This is a genomic window from Sphingomonas sp. OTU376, assembly GCF_038440415.1.
Classification (GTDB): Bacteria; Pseudomonadota; Alphaproteobacteria; order Sphingomonadales; family Sphingomonadaceae; genus Sphingomonas; species Sphingomonas kyeonggiensis_A.
The window spans coordinates 14,941-30,661 of the sequence record NZ_JASATQ010000019.1; the positions used below are offsets into that span (position 1 = coordinate 14,941).

The window sequence follows — 15,721 nt, forward strand, 5'->3', positions numbered from 1 at the left end:
CCAAGTTTCGAGGATTTGAATGGCCAAGGCGAACATGGCGGACGTCACCGACACCGGCGAAGCGGGTGATGCGCCGCTGATCGATCTCAACGAAGGGTCGATCAAGAAGCTCGTCGCGCGAGCCAAAAAGCGCGGTTACATCACCGTAGATCAGCTCAACGAGATGCTTCCGCAGGACCAGATGTCCTCGGAGCAGATCGAGGACGTGATGGCGGCGCTCAACGATATGGGCGTCAACGTCGTCGAGAATGAGGAAGCCGGCGAGGACGCCGAGCCCGAGGACGACAGCCAGGACGAGGCTGATTCGAACGACAGCGGCGACGATTCGGCCCCTGCCTTCGAGACCAAGAAGAAGGAAACCGTAGACCGGACCGACGATCCGGTGCGCATGTACCTGCGCGAGATGGGCGCCGTCGAACTGCTCAGCCGCGAAGGCGAAATCGCGATCGCGAAGCGCATCGAGGCCGGCCGCGACACGATGATCCTGGGCCTGTGCGAGTCGCCGATCACGTTCAACGCGATCATCGGCTGGTCGAACGCGCTCAACGAAGGCACGATGCAGCTGCGCGAGATCCTCGATCTCGACGCCATGCTCTCCAAGGGTCCGTCGGCCGAGCAGGTCGAAGGCGCCGAGGATGATGATTCGGGCGAGATCAGCGAGAAGACCGCCGGCGCTTCCTTCAAGGAAGAAGAGGAAGTCGAGGAAGTCCAGGACGAGGACGATGAGGACTCGATGACCGAGCGCCGCACGCCGCGGCAGTCGGACGACGAGGAAGAGGACAACACCCTCAGCCTCGCGCAGATGGAAGAGACGCTCAAGCCGCAGGCGCTTGAGAAGTTCGCCAACATCACCTCGATCTACAAGAAATTCTCCAAGATGCAGCTTTCGCGTCTCGACGCGATGGCTGCCGGCGGCGAGCTCGCCGCGTCGGAGGAGAAGAAGTACCAGAAGCTGCGCGAGGAGCTGACCGCCGAAGTCGAGTCGGTCCAGTTCCACCAGCAGAAGATCGAATATCTCGTCGACCAGCTCTACAGCTTCAACCGGCGCCTCACCGCGCTGGGCGGCCAGATGCTGCGCCTTGCCGAGCGCCACAAGGTGAGCCGCAAGGACTTCCTCGATCGCTATGTCGATCACGAGCTGGACGAGCAGTGGCTGCAGTCGGTTCAGGGCATCGACAAGAAGTGGGCGGCGTTCGCGGCCAATGAGGCCGGTTCGGTCGATCGCATCCGCGTCGAGGTCTCGGAGATCTCGCAGTCGACGGGCATGGCGCTCGCCGAGTTCCGCCGCATCGTGAACATGGTGCAGAAGGGCGAGCGCGAGGCACGCATCGCGAAGAAGGAGATGGTCGAGGCCAATCTCCGCCTCGTGATCTCGATCGCCAAGAAGTACACCAATCGCGGCCTGCAGTTCCTGGATCTCATCCAGGAGGGCAATATCGGCCTGATGAAGGCGGTCGATAAGTTCGAATATCGCCGCGGCTACAAGTTCAGCACCTACGCCACCTGGTGGATCCGCCAGGCGATTACCCGCTCGATCGCCGATCAGGCGCGCACGATCCGTATCCCGGTCCACATGATCGAGACGATCAACAAACTGGTCCGCACCAGCCGCCAGTTCCTCCATGAGCAGGGCCGCGAGCCCACGCCGGAGGAAATGGCCGAGCGCCTGAGCATGCCGCTCGAGAAGGTGCGCAAGGTGATGAAGATCGCCAAGGAGCCGATCTCGCTCGAGACGCCGATCGGCGACGAGGAAGACAGCCACCTGGGTGACTTCATCGAGGACAAGAACGCCGTGATCCCGGTGGATGCCGCGATCCAGGCGAACCTCAAGGAAACGGTCACGCGTGTCCTTGCCTCGCTCACCCCGCGTGAGGAGCGCGTGCTGCGCATGCGCTTCGGCATCGGCATGAACACCGATCACACGCTCGAGGAAGTCGGCCAGCAGTTCTCGGTTACCCGCGAACGCATCCGTCAGATCGAGGCGAAGGCGCTGCGCAAGCTCAAGCACCCGAGCCGCAGCCGCAAGATGCGGTCGTTCCTCGACCAGTAACTACCCGTATCTTCACGGATACTTTCGAAACGCCTCGGAACTTGCTTCCGGGGCGTTTTCGCATTTCAGCCGGAACGGCGCCGGAACATTCGCCTTATCCACAGTAAATTCGCGATTTACCTTGTCTTTACGTGCTTCGGTATATCCCCGGGTTGCAAAACACTGCCCGTCGGCACGGGGCCGGCTGGAGGATGTGGGGGCTTATGCCGTTTGATTCCGTACAAGTTGCGCGATTGGGCGGTGCCTGGGGCTCGATGGGGGCACTCATCGCCTCCGATGGCAGCGCCAATCATCCCTATCTCCAGCGCCTCGCCCGCAACGAGGAGCCGCTGCGCGACCTTTCGGACGCGGCGCATCACATCTGCCTGCTCCACGGCCGCCATCCCGGCGTGATCGATCACGCGCTGGGCCATGCCCGGCTCGGCATCGAGCGCGACTGGCTGGAAGCCGCCGCCGACGCCTTCGTGATCGAGCGCGCCTATCTCGTCCGCATCGTCGCGGCCGCCGGCCCGCTGCCCAGCACCCCGGGCCATGCCGAGACCGAAGCCGCCACCGCGGCGCAGCGCCACGCCGTGGACATGCTCGCCCAGTCGGATCGTGCGGGCTGCGCCGCCGGCGCGTCGATCGCGATGGCGATGGACTGGGCGGTGATCCGCGAGACGCTGGATACCGCCGCCGAGCGCCTGGGCATAGCGCCCCCGCCCTCGCAGCTGCCGCTGGCCGAGGAAACCGTGACCGTGGTCGATACGCTCGTCCGCGAAGGCTCGCTCGAACGCGCCATGCTGTTCGGCGCCCAGCAGCTCTTTGCCCAGCATCGCGGCCTGTGGGATCTGCTTGAGGCCCGCGCCTCGGCCCGCGACAAGCAGTAACTGCCCTCACGCTTCCCGAGAATTCGTCACCCTGAACTTGTTTCAGGGTCCAACTCTCCACGCGCTATATCGCCAGCGGCACCTTGGATGCTGAAACAAGTTCAGCATGACGAGAAGGCTTGCTTCCCGGCCCCGCGGCCCTTTACCAATACGTCATGCGCTTCGAAGGCACCCAGAGCTATGTCGCGACCGAGGACCTGAAGGTCGCGGTCAATGCCGCCGTCACGTTGCGGCGTCCCCTCCTCGTCAAGGGCGAGCCCGGGACCGGCAAGACCGTGCTGGCCTATGAGATCGCCAAGGCCGTTGGCGCCCCGCTGATCGAGTGGAACGTCAAGTCGACGACCAAGGCGCAGCAGGGCCTCTACGAATATGATGCGGTGGCGCGGCTGCGCGACGGCCAGCTCGGCGATCCGCGCGTCCACGAGATCTCCAACTATATCCGCAAGGGCAAGCTGTGGGAGGCGTTCACCGCGCCCCAGCTCCCGGTGCTGCTGATCGACGAGATCGACAAGGCGGACATCGAGTTCCCCAACGACCTCCTCCAGGAGCTCGATCGGATGGAATTCCACGTCTACGAGACGCATGAGACCGTCCGCGCCGCCGAGCGCCCGATCGTGGTCATCACTTCGAACAACGAGAAGGAGCTGCCCGACGCGTTCCTGCGCCGCTGCTTCTTCCATTACATCAAGTTCCCGGACCGCGAGACGATGCAGGCGATCGTCGATGTCCATTTCCCCGGCATCCAGAAGCTGCTGGTCGGCAAGGCGATGGATATCTTCTACGAGATCCGCGAAGTGCCGGGCCTCAAGAAGAAGCCCAGCACCAGCGAGCTGCTCGACTGGCTCAAGCTGCTCCTCCACGAGGAGATGCCGCTCGAAGTGCTGCAGAACAAGGATCCGACCAAGGCGATCCCGCCGCTCCACGGCGCGCTGCTCAAGAACGAGCAGGACGTGATGCTGTTCGAACGGCTCGCCTTCATGGCCCGCCGCCAGCAGGGCAAGGCCTGATGCCGTACACCGGCAGCTGTGCCTGCGGGGCCGTCACCGCGACGATCGCCGGCGAGCCGGTCGCGGTGCGCCAGTGCTGGTGCCGCCAGTGCCAGCGCGTCGCAGCAGGCTCGCCCACGACCAACGCGATCTTCGCGACCGACGATGTCGAGCTGAGCGGCACGCTGACCACCACCAGCTATGTCGCGGAGAGCGGCAACACGCTGACCCAGAGCTTTTGCGGCCTGTGCGGCACGCCGGTGCTGGCGCAGAGCTCGGCGCGCCCGCAGTTCCGCACGATGCGCATCGGCTTCCTCGACCAGCCGCACGGCCTGGCACCCCAGGTCGCGATCTGGACCGACGACGCGCCTGCCTGGGCGCATATCGACCCCGCGCTGGAGCGCTTCGCGCGCCAGCCCCCGGCGCCCGTGGCGCGCCAATAACTCCTTCTCCCCCTGTGGGAGAAGGAAGGGGCCCGCTCGCGCAGCGAATGGGAAGGATGAGGGGGCATCGAGTCTCATTCCCCCTCACCCTTCCGCCGACTTTGTCGGCTCCCTCCCCCTCCCACAAGGGGAGAGGGATCGCAGTTAACCCCTCTTAAACCACCCATGGCTACGGTTCGCTTGGGGGGGACCTTGTATGGGTCCCGTGTATGCGTTTGCGTTTTGCGTTCCCTGCCCTTCTCGCCACCGCGCTCTGCGTCGCGGCGCCTGCCGGCGCGCAATCCCTTCTCGAATATGTCGGCGAGTGCGTGCCCTTTGCGCGCCAGGCTTCGGGCATCCAGATCTATGGCGATGCCTGGACCTGGTGGGATCAGGCCAGGGGCCGCTACCAGCGCGGCCAGGTGCCGAAGGTCGGCGCCGTCCTCGCCTTCTCCAAAAGCCCCCAGCTTCGCCTTGGCCATGTCGCCGTGGTCAGCCGCATCGTCGAGAAGCGCGTGCTGATGATCACCCATGCCAACTGGTCGCGCCAGAATGGCGAACGCGGCCATGCCGAGCAGGACGTCACCCTGTTCGACGTCTCCGAGCGCGGCGACTGGAGCCTGGTCAAGGTCTGGTATCGCGACAGGAACGGCCTGGGCAGCTCGATCTACCCGGCGCATGGCTTCATCTACGGCACGCCCGACCGCGATGCGCCCGCCGGCGTGCGCAAGGCCCGCCCCTCCGCCGAGCTGACCTCGCGCCAGCCCGATTATGTCGGCTCGCTGATCGACGCCTACGCCGCGCGCTGAGGGCTCTGGACGCTGGGCGGCGTCCGGTCCTAGAACAGCGTCATGTTCCTCTCCTTCCTCGACGAGCTGCGCGCTGCGGGCATCCCCGCCAGCCTGAAGGAGCATCTGATCCTGCTCGAAGCGCTCGACCGTGACGTGATCGAGCAGACGCCCGAGGCCTTCTACTATCTCGCCCGCGCCACCTTCGTGAAGGACGAGGGGCTGCTCGACCGGTTCGACCAGGTCTTCGCAAAGGTCTTCAAGGGCATCGCCACCAGCTACGGCGTGGCACCCGCCGAGATCCCCGAGGAATGGCTGCGCGCGATCGCCGAGAAATATCTCAGCCCCGAGGAGATGGCGAAGATCCAGTCGCTCGGCTCCTGGGAAGAGATCATGGAGACGCTCAGGAAGCGGCTCGAGGAGCAGCAGGAGCGTCACCAGGGCGGCAGCAAGTGGATCGGCACCGGCGGCACTTCGCCTTACGGCAACGGCGGCTATAATCCCGAGGGCGTCCGCATCGGTGGCGAGGGCAAGCACAAGCGCGCGATCAAGGTGTGGGACCAGCGCGAGTTCCGCAACCTCGACAGCACCCGCGAGCTCGGCACCCGCAACATCAAGGTCGCGCTGCGCCGCCTGCGCCGCTTCGCCCGCGAAGGCGCCGCCGACGAGCTCGACATCGACGCGACGATCGAAGGCACCGCCAAGCAGGGCTGGCTCGATGTCCGCATGCGCCCGGAGCGGCACAATGCGGTGAAGCTGCTGCTGTTCCTCGATGTCGGCGGCTCGATGGATCCCTTCATCAAGCTCTGCGAGGAGCTGTTCTCCGCTGCGACGAGCGAGTTCAAGAACCTCGAGTTCTTCTATTTCCACAACTGCCTGTACGAAGGCGTGTGGAAGGACAATCGCCGCCGCTTCCAGGAGCGCACGCCCACCTGGGACATCCTCCACAAATATGGCCACGACTATAAGCTGATCTTCGTCGGCGATGCCTCGATGAGCGCGTACGAGATCACCCATCCCGGCGGCTCGGTCGAGCATTTCAACGAGGAAGCGGGTGCGGCCTGGATGCAGCGCGCGCTCAACACCTATCCCGCCGCGGTGTGGATCAACCCGATCCCGCGCGAGCAATGGGGCTATACCCAGTCGGTGAAGATCATCCGCGAGCTGATGAGCGAGCGCATGTACCCGCTCACCCTGGGCGGCCTGGACGAGGCGATGCGCGAGCTCAGCCGCAAGCGCTAGGGCTTCTTCTCCTCGCCCGCGTCCTTCGAGTTCTTGACGATCCGCCGCGCGATCTCGCCGGACTGCTTGATCGAATTGACGTCCGCGCGGCTCTTGTAGAGCCCCTGGAGGAAGCCCTGGTCGAGCGCGGTCAGTTCGGGATCGCTGAACGTAGAGCCCTGGTCGAACAGCGTGATGATCGAGTCGACGGCGCTGCCGTCCCGCGGCGGCCGCGCGCCGGCCAGCGTGCGCATCGCCAGATAGTCCGCGATCTGCACCACCGACTTGCCGATCACTGCCTTGTCGTCGATCACCACGATCGACTTCACCGTCACCTGCTGGGTGCCCATAGTGATGGCCGAGGCGCTGAACCGCTCGACATATTTGATGCCGTCATCATTGCCGCCGACCTGGTTGCCCAGCTCGTCGCGCACCTCGATCGTGCTCCACGCGTGCACCGGGCCGTCGCGCAGCGCCTTGCGCAGATCGACCATCTTGAGGTTGCCGAAGAAGCCCGGGAAGCGCTTGTGCAACGCCTTCACGAAATCATCCGCGTCATGGGCGACCATCAGCGCGATATTGGGCCGGCAGCCGGCCTCGCCCACCGTGGCGCCGGCATCGAGCGCCACGGCCCGCAACCGCGCTTCGATCGCCTTGGCGGCATCGGGGCCGAGCCCGGCCACGATCGGGCAGACCGGTTCGGCGAAGCGGGCAAGCTGGCCTTCCACGCTCGAGCTGATCTGGCGGACGAAGCGCTTGGCCGCCTTGGGCGGCACGCCCTTGGCGCCGACCACGACGATATCGCTGTCGTCCTTCGGCTTTTGCTGCGCCGGCTTGTCCTGGGCAAGCGCCGGACCGGCAAGCAGGGCAAGCGCCAGAAGGGCAATCCGCATCAATGCTGCTTCCCACCAACCATGGTCCTGGAGATACGATAGGCCTGATCCGATCCCTGCTCATAGGGATTTCGCATCCGGTAGAGGCCGGCGAGCAGCCCGATGTCCATGTCGGTGATCTCGGCGGGCGGCGGCGCGACATTGGGATCGAACAGCGACAGGATCGATGCCGAGGCGATCGACCCCTTGGCGGGTGGCCGCGCGCCGACCAGCGTCCGCATCACGACATAGTCGCCCAACTGACGCACCGATTTACCCAGCGCGACATGGCGGTCCATCACCACCACCGCATTGATCGTCACCGCCTGGGTCTCGCCCTCCATCACCGGCGGATAATCGGGATCGTCATTGCCGGTGGAGAGATGGCCGACCTCGTCACGGGTCACCACCAGGCGCCAGGCATGGATCGGCCCCGCCGCGAAGGCATCGCGCAGGGCATTGTCGTCCAGGTTGGTGAAGGCCGCATTGCCCTGCTTGCGCATCGTCTCGAGCAGCGAATCGGCATTGTCGGCGAACACGATCATCAGGTTCGGCTCGCACTTGTCCTTGCCCATGCGGACCGATGCCGCCGCGCCGACGATCCGCACGCGGTCCTCGATCGCGCCCTTGAACCGCGCCGGCAGGCCCAGCACCAGCGGGCAGACGGGATCGACGAAGCGCGCCAGCTGCCCGTCCTCGGTGTCGAGCACCTGGCGGATATAGCGCTGTGCCTTCTTGATCGGCGGCTGCGCCTTGCCGGTGACGACGATGCCCCCGTCCTGGGCGGGCGGCCTGGGGCTGGTGGCGCCATCCTGCGCGTGCGCAACCGGCATGGCGGCGAAGGCGGAAAGCAGGACAAGCGAATTCAGGCAGCAGCGCATGCGCATAACGATCGATCCCCTCACATTCTTCGGGACCCCGCATGCGCCGTCTTCTTGGAGTCGGTCGACTGCCCGATGGAAACCAAGGCGTATCGCGCCCTGTCGCCGCTGTCCATCGAGCGCGACCGCGATACCGCTAGTTGGGCTTCTTCTCCGCCGTGGCCTTGTCGCGGTCCTGCAGGATCTGGTCCGCGATGGTGCCGATCTGGCTCCCGCTCCTGCCATTGGCCTGCATCTCGTAGACGCCCTTCAGGAAGCTGCGATCGACCTCGGTCAGGCCTTCCGGGGCGTCCCCCCCGGCATCGAAGAGCGAAAGGATCGTGTCGAGCCTGGTGCTCGCCTTTGGCGGCCGCGCACCGGCCAGGGTGCGCATCGCGACATAATCGGCGATCTGCCCGACCGACTTGTTGTCGACCGCATTGGCGTCGAGCACCACCACCGCGCCAAAGGTCGCCTGCTGCGTCGAAAGCGAAATGCGCGAAGGCTGGGCGACGCCGTTGAAGCTGCGCGGCCCATTGCTCTCGAGCGCGCGGCGACCGTCCTGGTCGAGCTCCTCGGCTACCCGCCAGGCGCGCACGGGTCCTTCGTCGAGCGCCGTGCGCTTGTCGTCATAGGCGAGGTCGTCGAAGAAGCCGTGATATTTCTGGCGCAGCTCGGCGATGAACTTGCTGGCATCCGCCGCAACGATCACGAAGATGTTCGGATTGCATTTCTCGTCGCGATCGACCCGCGCGCCTGCTTCGGTGGAAACCTCCATAAACCGCTTGGCGACGGCCTTGGCATAGGCCGGCGGAAGCCCGAGCACGACCGGGCACACCGGATCCTCGAAGCGCGAGAGCTGTTCCTTGGTCGTGGTCATAACCTGACGGACAAAGGTCCGCGTTTCCTTGCGGGGGCCCTGCTTGCGGCCCTCGACGACGATGCCGGAACTATGGCCGCCGGCGGGCGCGTCCTGCGCCTGGGCAGGCATCGCCGCCAGCCCCGCCAGCACGAAAGTCAGCCCCGTAACCATCTTGTGCATCGGTCGATTCCCCATATTCCGCCGGACCTTCGCCGGGGCGCCGGCGAAAGTCCACGGGGCAACGAAGCCGATTTTACGGGGATCAGAGGCGATCGACCGCCCGGTGCAGGCGCCGAAGGATCGCGCCGTCATTCGCCTGGCCATTGGCCGCTTCGCTGGCCAGCGCCATCAGGCGGATCGCGCCGAAGCTCGCCGAAAGGCCCTTGAGCCGCAGTGCGGCCGCGGCCCAGCCATCCGGATTGTCAGCGGACTTCATCGCTTCGAGGCACCGCTGCACCCCGTCGAGAAACGCTTCGCGCAGTTCTGCGATTAGCGCGGGCTCGTCACCCACTGCCGCCGCGAGAGTCGCATCGATTGCACCCGGATCATACGCCATGGTTCAGGGCCATAGCCGAACGAGCGTTAACGCCCCGTTTCCTTGTCGCTGTTGGACCGGCGCCGAAATGTGGTAAATGCGCGTCATGATTGGGGGAAAACCTGCCGAACCGCTGCCCGCGCATAATGACGCGGAAGAGCTGGTCCTGTCCGAAACCGCCGCAGCAGTGGCTGCGCCGGCGGAGTCCGAAGCCTGGTACGAGGCTGCGGAAGAAGAGGACACGCCCCGGCGCGCCGGCTGGGTGCTGCCCGTGCTTGCGATCGTCGCTGTCCTGGGCTGGCTCGGCGCGATGGGCTGGCTGCTCCGCGGCGCCTTTGCCGCCCCCATGGCGCCTGCCGCGCTGGTCCAGCTGATCGCCGCGCTCTGCGTCCCCCCTGCCCTGATCGGCATCCTCTACCTCCTCGCCCTGCGCACGAGCCGGGCCGAGGCCCATCGCTTCGGCGCCACGGCGCGGGCGATGCGCGCCGAGGCGGCAAGCCTGGAGCGCGTGGTCGCCACCCTCTCGCGCAAGATCGAGGAGAACCGCGCCGCGCTTGCCGAGCAGACCAACATCCTGATCGCCATGGGCGAGCGTGCCTCGGAGAAGCTCGAAAGCGCCGCGGGCAGCGCCGCCCAGCATGCCCGCTCGATCGACGCCAGCACCCGCCATTTCGGCGAGGCCACCGCCGATGCCGAGCATCGCGTAGCCGTGGTGCTCTCCTCGCTGCCCAAGGCGCATGAGGAAATGCGTGGCCTGTCCGATCGGGTCGATGCCGCCGGGCTGCTCGCCAGCGAGCGTGCCGCCGCGCTCGATACCCAGCTCTCCGCGCTCGCCGAGCGCGGCCGCGAGGCCGACCAGATCGCGGGGGGCGCCGCCGATCGCCTCGCCGCGCACATCGCCCGCATGGAAGCGACCAGTGAGACCGCCAGTGCCCGGCTCGAACAGGTCACCGGTGAGATGTCGACCCAGGTCGATGCCGTGCTCGATCGCGCCGCCAATGCCGTGGACGAGGCACGCAAGGGCATCGCTACCCAGGGCGAGGCGATCCTCGCCATGCTCTCCGCCAACCAGGCCGCGCTCGACCGCGCGGGCCGCGACAGTGCCGAGGCGATGGGCGCCCGCATGGCGTCGATCGAGGAAGCGATCGGCCGCATCGGCAATCGCCTTTCGGAGGAACAGGGCCGCGGCGACAAGCTGTTCGAGGGGCTGGCGAGCGGCGTCGATCGGCTCGACCGCGCGATGGACGACCTGCATGTCGCGGGCACCGAGCGCACGCGTAACCTTGCCGCCTCGATGAGCGCGCTCCACGGCTCGGTCGAGGCGATGACGATCGCGCTGACCGTCGGCGACGAGACCGCCCAGAAGGTGATCGGCACCTCCGAGGAGCTGCTCACCGCGCTCGATGCCTCCGCCCGTGAGATCGACGAGACCTTGCCCGAGGCACTGGCGCGTCTCGATGCCCGGATCCTGGCGAGCCGCCAGGTCGTTGCCGCCTCCAAGCCCGAGCTGCTCGCGCTGGTCACCGCCGCGGAGAGCACGCACGACGCGATCGAGGCCATCGCCGACGTGGTCGGCCAGCAGCGCGATACGCTCGCCAAGACCCAGGCCTCGCTGCTCGAAACGCTGGCGACCGGCGGCGAGCAGGCCGAGCAGCTCAGCGCGATCGTGGATGAGACCATCGCCACCACCCGCCGCTTCGCCGAAAGCGCCGCGCCGCAGCTGGTCGATGCGCTGCTCAGTGTCCGCGAGACCTCGAGTGCCGCTGCCGGCCATGCCCGCGAGGCACTGTCGGCCATCGTCCCGCATGCCGAGCGGGCGATCGAGGAAGCCGCGGGCGATGCGCTGCGCCGGGCGGTCGATGCTTCGATCCGCCGCCAGCTCACCGACCTTGCCGAGACGACCGAGGCGGCCGTGGTCGCCGCCACCCGCGCGTCGGAGCGCCTGACCCAGCAGATGGTGGCGCTGGCGGACACCACCGCCCAGGTCGAGGCGCGCATCGCCGAGGGCCGCAAGGAGCGCGAAGAGTCGGACAGCGACAATTTCGCGCGCCGCGTCTCGCTGCTGATCGAAGCGCTCAACTCGGCGTCGATCGACATCACCAAGGCATTTTCGGCCGATGTCACCGACAGCGCCTGGGCCGCCTATCTCAAGGGCGATCGCGGTGTCTTCACGCGCCGTGCGGTGCGCCTGCTCGATCCCTCGGATACCCGCGAAATCCACCGGATCTACGAGGATGACGAGGGTTTCCGCGACAACGTCAACCGCTACATCCACGATTTCGAATCCATGCTCCGCCAGATTCTGGCCCTGCGCGACGGCTCGTCGATGAGCGTGACCCTGCTCTCCTCCGACATGGGCAAGCTGTACGTCGCGCTGGCCCAGGCGATCGAGCGCCTGCGGACCTAGTCACGCCGTTCATGCCACTCCTGTTCCCCGGCGAAGGCCGGGGCCCAGTCTCGACGAACCTGGCGGCGGCGGTCGAACCTCTCGACCTACATGGCAACCGGGCCCCGGCCTTCGCCGGGGAACGGGCTTGGCTGGAGCCCGTCGCTTGTCTTGCAATGTAGGATTTCGCCTGCTTGGCTCCCGCGGCCCGGCGCTTGCTTGCCGCTCTTTGGCCTGTAGGGAAAATAGGATCACGCCCACGCAATATCCTTGCGAGATGCGCTGCGTTCCCGTTGATAAGGTCAAAATTCCGGCGGCGAGAACCCGCTCCTGGCCTGTACTTCGTGTACTTTCGCGAGACGCCAACCGCCGGCTGTAGGAAGTGCTACGAGGCCTTTTCGGGGTGCATATGCGCCCACCAGTCGAGCATCTCGGTGGTCACCCAGCCATTGACGTAATTGAGGTAGAACAGCCCGAACAGGATCGTCGCGACGATCGTGGTGCGCAAGGCAATGCGCCTCACGTTGAACTCATGCGGCGCGCTCGGCGCCTGGCCGGGAACCAGTTCCACGCCTGCCTCCTCGCTCGTCTTCACGCCGAACGGCAGGACGAGGAACACCGAGAAGGCCCAGAACAGGAAATAGATGGCGAGCGCGGACTTCCAGGGCATGGGATGGTGATAGGGCGGCCAATCTGGAAGCGGAAGCCTTCATCGTCATCCCGGCTTTCGACGGGATGACGGCCAATACCGCTATTGCTCGATGATCAGCACGTCCACCACGGGCTTCTTGCCGGTGAAGCGCACCGCAGCGCGGCGCACCGCGAGCCGCACCGACTCGCGCAGCTTCTCGACATCACCCTTGCCGTCCTTCTTCACGGCTTCGCGCGCAGCGTCGGACGCCTCGGCGATGAAGTCCTCGCGGTCTTCCTCCACCGGAATGCCCTGAAGGCGGATCTGCGGCTCGCCGGCGAGCTTGCCGTTGCGGATAGCCACCGCGGCGCTGATCTGGCCGTAGAGCGCCACCCGTCGGCGTTCGTTGATCGTGGTGCCGTCCGCCGGCAGGATGATGTCGCCGTCCAGCACCAGGCGCCCGACCGGCGCCTCGCCGATCTTGGACGGCCCGTCCGGCGCGAGGCGGATGATGTCGCCATTCACCTGGCGGATCGACTTGGGCACGCCCTGCTCCAGCGCGAAGCGGGCCTGCTCGTACATGTGACGCACCTCGCCATGCACCGGCACGACGATCTCGGGGCGGATCCACTTGTACATCGCCGCCAGCTCGGGGCGACCCGGATGGCCGGATACGTGGATGAAGGCCTGGCGGTCGGTGATCAGCTCGACGCCCTTGGCGGCCAGCGTGTTCATGATCCGCCCGATCGCGATCTCGTTGCCCGGGATCTGGCGCGAGGAGAAGACGACGGTGTCGCCCTCGGTTACCTTGAGGACATGGCTGCCCTCGGCGATGCGGTTGAGTGCGGCGCGGGGCTCGCCCTGCCCGCCCGTGGCGACGATCAGCACCTTGTGCGGCGGCAGGTCCATCGCCGCTTCGAAGTCGATCGTGTCGGGGAAGTCGCGCAGATAGCCGGTCGACTTCGCGACACGCAGGATGCGGTCGAGCGAGCGCCCGGCGACGCAGAGCTCGCGCCCGGTATCGCGGGCCACTTCACCCAGCGTCTGCAGGCGTGCGGCGTTCGAAGCGAAGGTAGTGACCAGCACCCGGCCCTTGGCCGCGCCGATCACCTGATCGAGGCCCTCGCGCACCGCGCCTTCGGAACCCGAGGCCTCGGGGTTGAACACATTGGTGCTGTCGCAGACCAGCGCGAGCACGCCCTTGTCGCCGATCGCGGTCAGCTCCGCCGCGGTCGAGGCGCCGCCCAGCGATGGGCTCTCATCGAGCTTCCAGTCACCGGTGTGGAAGACGCTGCCGTACGGCGTCTCGATCAGCACGGCATTGCCCTCCGGGATCGAATGGGCCAGCGGGGTGTAGGTGATGCGGAACGGGCCGAGGTTGAACGGACCTTCCTCGTTTACGACGTTGAGCTCGACCTTCTCCTCGATACCCTCTTCCTCGAGCTTGCCGTGGATCAGGCCCGCGGTGAACGGGGTGGCATAGAGCGGCACGCCCAACTCGCCGGCGAGATACGGCAGTGCGCCGATATGGTCTTCATGGCCATGGGTGAGCACGATGCCGAGCAGATCATCGAGCCGCTCCTCGATGAACTGCAGGTCGGGCAGGATCACGTCGATGCCCGGATAGTTGGCATCGCCAAAGGTGATGCCGCAATCGACCATCAGCCACTTGCCCTGGCAGCCATAGAGATTGACGTTCATGCCGATCTCGCCCGAGCCGCCGAGCGCGAGGAAGAGGAGTTCTTTTTCAGGGGTCACTTGATTTCCTCGGTCAACGGCTGCGTTCCCACAGCATCGCCAACCCTTGAATGGTCAGATCGGGTTCGATCACATCGAATATGGGGGTGTGCTTCTCGAAAAGCACGGCCAGGCCGCCGGTTGCGATAACTTTGACCGGGCGGCCGATCTCGGCCTTCATCCGCGCGACCAGTCCCTCGATCATCGCGACATAGCCCCAATAGATGCCGATATGCATCTGGTCGACGGTGTTGCGGCCGATGACACTGGTTGTGGCCGGCGCGGTGATCGCGATGCGCGGCAGCTTGGCGGCTGCGGTCACCAGCGCGTCGAGCGACAGGTTGATGCCGGGGGCGATGATCCCGCCCTTGTACGCGCCGCGATAGTCGACCACCTCGAAGGTGGTGGCGGTGCCGAAGTCGATGATGATGAGGTCGCCGGGATGGCGGGCATGGCCCGCGATCATGTTGAGCGCGCGGTCCGCACCCAGGCCCTGCGGCTCCTCGACATCGAGCGGGAAGCCCCATTCGGCCTTGCCCTGCCCGGCGATCACCGCGTCGGTCTTGAAGTATTTGCTGCTCAGCACCTGGAGGTTGTGCAGCGCCCGCGGCACCACCGTGCCGATGATCACGCTGGTCACGTCGGCGCGGTCATAGCCCTCAAGGTTGAGGAGCTGGCTGAGCCACACCGCATATTCGTCCGCCGTGCGGCGCGGGTCGGTAGCGATGCGCCAGCGCGCGCGCACTTCCTGGCCCTCCAGCAGGGCGAAGACGACATTGGTGTTGCCGGCGTCGATGGCTAGCAGCATTTCCGGGCCTCTCAGAGCAGGAACACGTCTGCGGCGTGAATGACATGGCTGGTGCCATCGGCCAAGCGCAGGATGAGCGCACCCTCGCCATCAAGGCCACCGAACAGCCCGTCGATGCTCGATCCGTCGGCAAGCCGGGCGGTCAGCGCCGTGTCGATGGGGTGCGCCCGGCCAAGCCAGCGTTCGCGCACGGGGGCGATACCCTCACGCCAGCGGGAAACCCAGCGAGCGAAGCTTTCGGCGAGGGTTTCGGCGAAGATCTGGGGATCAGGCGCCGGGCCAAGCGCGGCAAAACTGGTGGTGGCGCGGTCCAGCCCCTCGGGATGATGCGCCAGATTGACCCCGAAGCCCAGGATCACCGCATCCCCCACCCGCTCGAGCAGGATGCCGGAGAGCTTGGCGCCGTTCACCAGCAGGTCGTTCGGCCATTTGAGCATCGGCTCGACGCCGAACACCCGCGCCGTCTCGTCGAGCGCAACGGCAGCCACCAGCGCCAGCGTCGCAGGGCTGGGCTCCCCCGCCCGCGTGCGCACCAGCGTGGAGACATAGAGATTGCCGAGCGGCGACTGCCAGGCACGGCCTTGTCGGCCCTTGCCCGCGGTCTGCCGCTCGGCTCTCAGCCACAGGCCCTCGCTCGCCCCGCTGCGGGCGAGCTCGGCCATGTCGGCATTGGTGGATCCCGTCTCGGCGACGG

15 protein-coding genes are annotated in these 15,721 nt (G+C 66.3%); 7 read left to right on the forward strand and 8 right to left on the reverse strand.

Features of this window, described 5'->3' with window-relative positions; genetic code table 11:
• Nucleotides 1-19 precede the first annotated feature (19 nt).
• The 6 genes from rpoD (at nt 20) to AAHM44_RS10235 (ending at nt 6,357) form a co-directional block, all read left to right on the forward strand.
• Nucleotides 20-2,050, forward strand: a complete 2,031-nt coding sequence (rpoD, locus tag AAHM44_RS10210; protein ID WP_269575276.1) for an RNA polymerase sigma factor RpoD — start codon at nt 20-22, stop codon at nt 2,048-2,050.
• 254 nt (nt 2,051-2,304) lie between these two features.
• Entirely contained in the window at nt 2,305-2,919 is a 615-nt protein-coding gene (locus AAHM44_RS10215; protein ID WP_269575275.1) for a DUF6975 family protein, read from the forward strand.
• Between the two features lie 155 nt (nt 2,920-3,074).
• Nucleotides 3,075-3,926 (forward strand): AAA family ATPase, encoded by an 852-nt coding sequence (locus AAHM44_RS10220; RefSeq protein ID WP_269575274.1) that lies wholly within the window; start codon nt 3,075-3,077, stop codon nt 3,924-3,926.
• Nucleotides 3,926-4,348, forward strand: a complete 423-nt coding sequence (locus AAHM44_RS10225; protein ID WP_342249907.1) for a GFA family protein — start codon at nt 3,926-3,928, stop codon at nt 4,346-4,348. The genes AAHM44_RS10220 and AAHM44_RS10225 overlap by 1 nt, the downstream gene beginning before the upstream one ends.
• A gap of 209 nt (nt 4,349-4,557) precedes the next feature.
• Nucleotides 4,558-5,136, forward strand: coding sequence for a CHAP domain-containing protein (locus AAHM44_RS10230; RefSeq protein WP_269575272.1), 579 nt, complete (start codon nt 4,558-4,560; stop codon nt 5,134-5,136).
• 42 nt (nt 5,137-5,178) lie between these two features.
• Nucleotides 5,179-6,357, forward strand: a complete 1,179-nt coding sequence (locus AAHM44_RS10235) for a vWA domain-containing protein (protein WP_269575271.1) — start codon at nt 5,179-5,181, stop codon at nt 6,355-6,357.
• Here the strand turns inward: AAHM44_RS10235 and AAHM44_RS10240 are convergent.
• The 4 genes from AAHM44_RS10240 to AAHM44_RS10255 all read right to left on the reverse strand — a co-directional run bounded on the left by AAHM44_RS10240 (nt 6,354) and on the right by AAHM44_RS10255 (nt 9,486).
• Nucleotides 6,354-7,229, reverse strand: coding sequence for a hypothetical protein (locus AAHM44_RS10240; protein WP_184166359.1), 876 nt, complete (start codon nt 7,227-7,229; stop codon nt 6,354-6,356). The two genes, AAHM44_RS10235 and AAHM44_RS10240, sit on opposite strands and share 4 nt — an antisense overlap.
• Nucleotides 7,229-8,041: a hypothetical protein gene (locus AAHM44_RS10245; RefSeq protein ID WP_342249908.1), complete on the reverse strand. Its 813-nt coding sequence runs from the start codon at nt 8,039-8,041 to the stop codon at nt 7,229-7,231. Before AAHM44_RS10245 ends, AAHM44_RS10240 begins: the two co-directional genes overlap by 1 nt.
• Before the next feature lie 184 nt (nt 8,042-8,225).
• Nucleotides 8,226-9,110: a hypothetical protein gene (locus AAHM44_RS10250; protein ID WP_342249909.1), complete on the reverse strand. Its 885-nt coding sequence runs from the start codon at nt 9,108-9,110 to the stop codon at nt 8,226-8,228.
• Between the two features lie 82 nt (nt 9,111-9,192).
• Complete coding sequence (locus AAHM44_RS10255) at nt 9,193-9,486, reverse strand: Hpt domain-containing protein (protein WP_184166368.1); 294 nt, start codon at nt 9,484-9,486, stop codon at nt 9,193-9,195.
• 76 nt (nt 9,487-9,562) lie between these two features.
• Between AAHM44_RS10255 and AAHM44_RS10260 the strand changes: the two genes are divergently transcribed.
• A complete protein-coding gene (locus tag AAHM44_RS10260; RefSeq protein ID WP_342249910.1) occupies nt 9,563-11,872 on the forward strand; it encodes a hypothetical protein in 2,310 nt (769 codons plus the stop codon).
• 364 nt (nt 11,873-12,236) lie between these two features.
• Here the strand turns inward: AAHM44_RS10260 and AAHM44_RS10265 are convergent, their stop codons facing one another.
• From AAHM44_RS10265 to AAHM44_RS10280, 4 genes are all read right to left on the reverse strand, one after another.
• Complete coding sequence (locus AAHM44_RS10265) at nt 12,237-12,521, reverse strand: DUF1467 family protein (protein WP_269575268.1); 285 nt, start codon at nt 12,519-12,521, stop codon at nt 12,237-12,239.
• 81 nt (nt 12,522-12,602) lie between these two features.
• Nucleotides 12,603-14,240 (reverse strand): ribonuclease J, encoded by a 1,638-nt coding sequence (locus tag AAHM44_RS10270; RefSeq protein WP_342249911.1) that lies wholly within the window; start codon nt 14,238-14,240, stop codon nt 12,603-12,605.
• Between the two features lie 13 nt (nt 14,241-14,253).
• Nucleotides 14,254-15,027: a type III pantothenate kinase gene (locus AAHM44_RS10275; protein ID WP_269575266.1), complete on the reverse strand. Its 774-nt coding sequence runs from the start codon at nt 15,025-15,027 to the stop codon at nt 14,254-14,256.
• 11 nt (nt 15,028-15,038) lie between these two features.
• On the reverse strand, nt 15,039-15,689 hold the full coding sequence (locus AAHM44_RS10280; RefSeq protein WP_269576454.1) for a biotin--[acetyl-CoA-carboxylase] ligase: 651 nt from the start codon (nt 15,687-15,689) through the stop codon (nt 15,039-15,041).
• Nucleotides 15,690-15,721 lie beyond the last annotated feature (32 nt).

Bases quoted from the DNA above. Each gene is read 5' to 3' on its own strand.
- rpoD (WP_269575276.1), top strand. From the start codon at position 20: ATGGCCAAGGCGAACATGGCGGACGTCACCGACACCGGCGAAGCGGGT.
- AAHM44_RS10215 (WP_269575275.1), top strand. From the start codon at position 2,305: ATGGGGGCACTCATCGCCTCCGATGGCAGCGCCAATCATCCCTATCTC.
- AAHM44_RS10220 (WP_269575274.1), top strand. From the start codon at position 3,075: ATGCGCTTCGAAGGCACCCAGAGCTATGTCGCGACCGAGGACCTGAAG.
- AAHM44_RS10225 (WP_342249907.1), top strand. From the start codon at position 3,926: ATGCCGTACACCGGCAGCTGTGCCTGCGGGGCCGTCACCGCGACGATC.
- AAHM44_RS10230 (WP_269575272.1), top strand. From the start codon at position 4,558: ATGCGTTTGCGTTTTGCGTTCCCTGCCCTTCTCGCCACCGCGCTCTGC.
- AAHM44_RS10235 (WP_269575271.1), top strand. From the start codon at position 5,179: ATGTTCCTCTCCTTCCTCGACGAGCTGCGCGCTGCGGGCATCCCCGCC.
- AAHM44_RS10240 (WP_184166359.1), bottom strand. From the start codon at position 7,229: ATGCGGATTGCCCTTCTGGCGCTTGCCCTGCTTGCCGGTCCGGCGCTT.
- AAHM44_RS10245 (WP_342249908.1), bottom strand. From the start codon at position 8,041: ATGCCGGTTGCGCACGCGCAGGATGGCGCCACCAGCCCCAGGCCGCCC.
- AAHM44_RS10250 (WP_342249909.1), bottom strand. From the start codon at position 9,110: ATGCACAAGATGGTTACGGGGCTGACTTTCGTGCTGGCGGGGCTGGCG.
- AAHM44_RS10255 (WP_184166368.1), bottom strand. From the start codon at position 9,486: ATGGCGTATGATCCGGGTGCAATCGATGCGACTCTCGCGGCGGCAGTG.
- AAHM44_RS10260 (WP_342249910.1), top strand. From the start codon at position 9,563: ATGCGCGTCATGATTGGGGGAAAACCTGCCGAACCGCTGCCCGCGCAT.
- AAHM44_RS10265 (WP_269575268.1), bottom strand. From the start codon at position 12,521: ATGCCCTGGAAGTCCGCGCTCGCCATCTATTTCCTGTTCTGGGCCTTC.
- AAHM44_RS10275 (WP_269575266.1), bottom strand. From the start codon at position 15,027: ATGCTGCTAGCCATCGACGCCGGCAACACCAATGTCGTCTTCGCCCTG.
- AAHM44_RS10280 (WP_269576454.1), bottom strand. From the start codon at position 15,689: ATGGCCGAGCTCGCCCGCAGCGGGGCGAGCGAGGGCCTGTGGCTGAGA.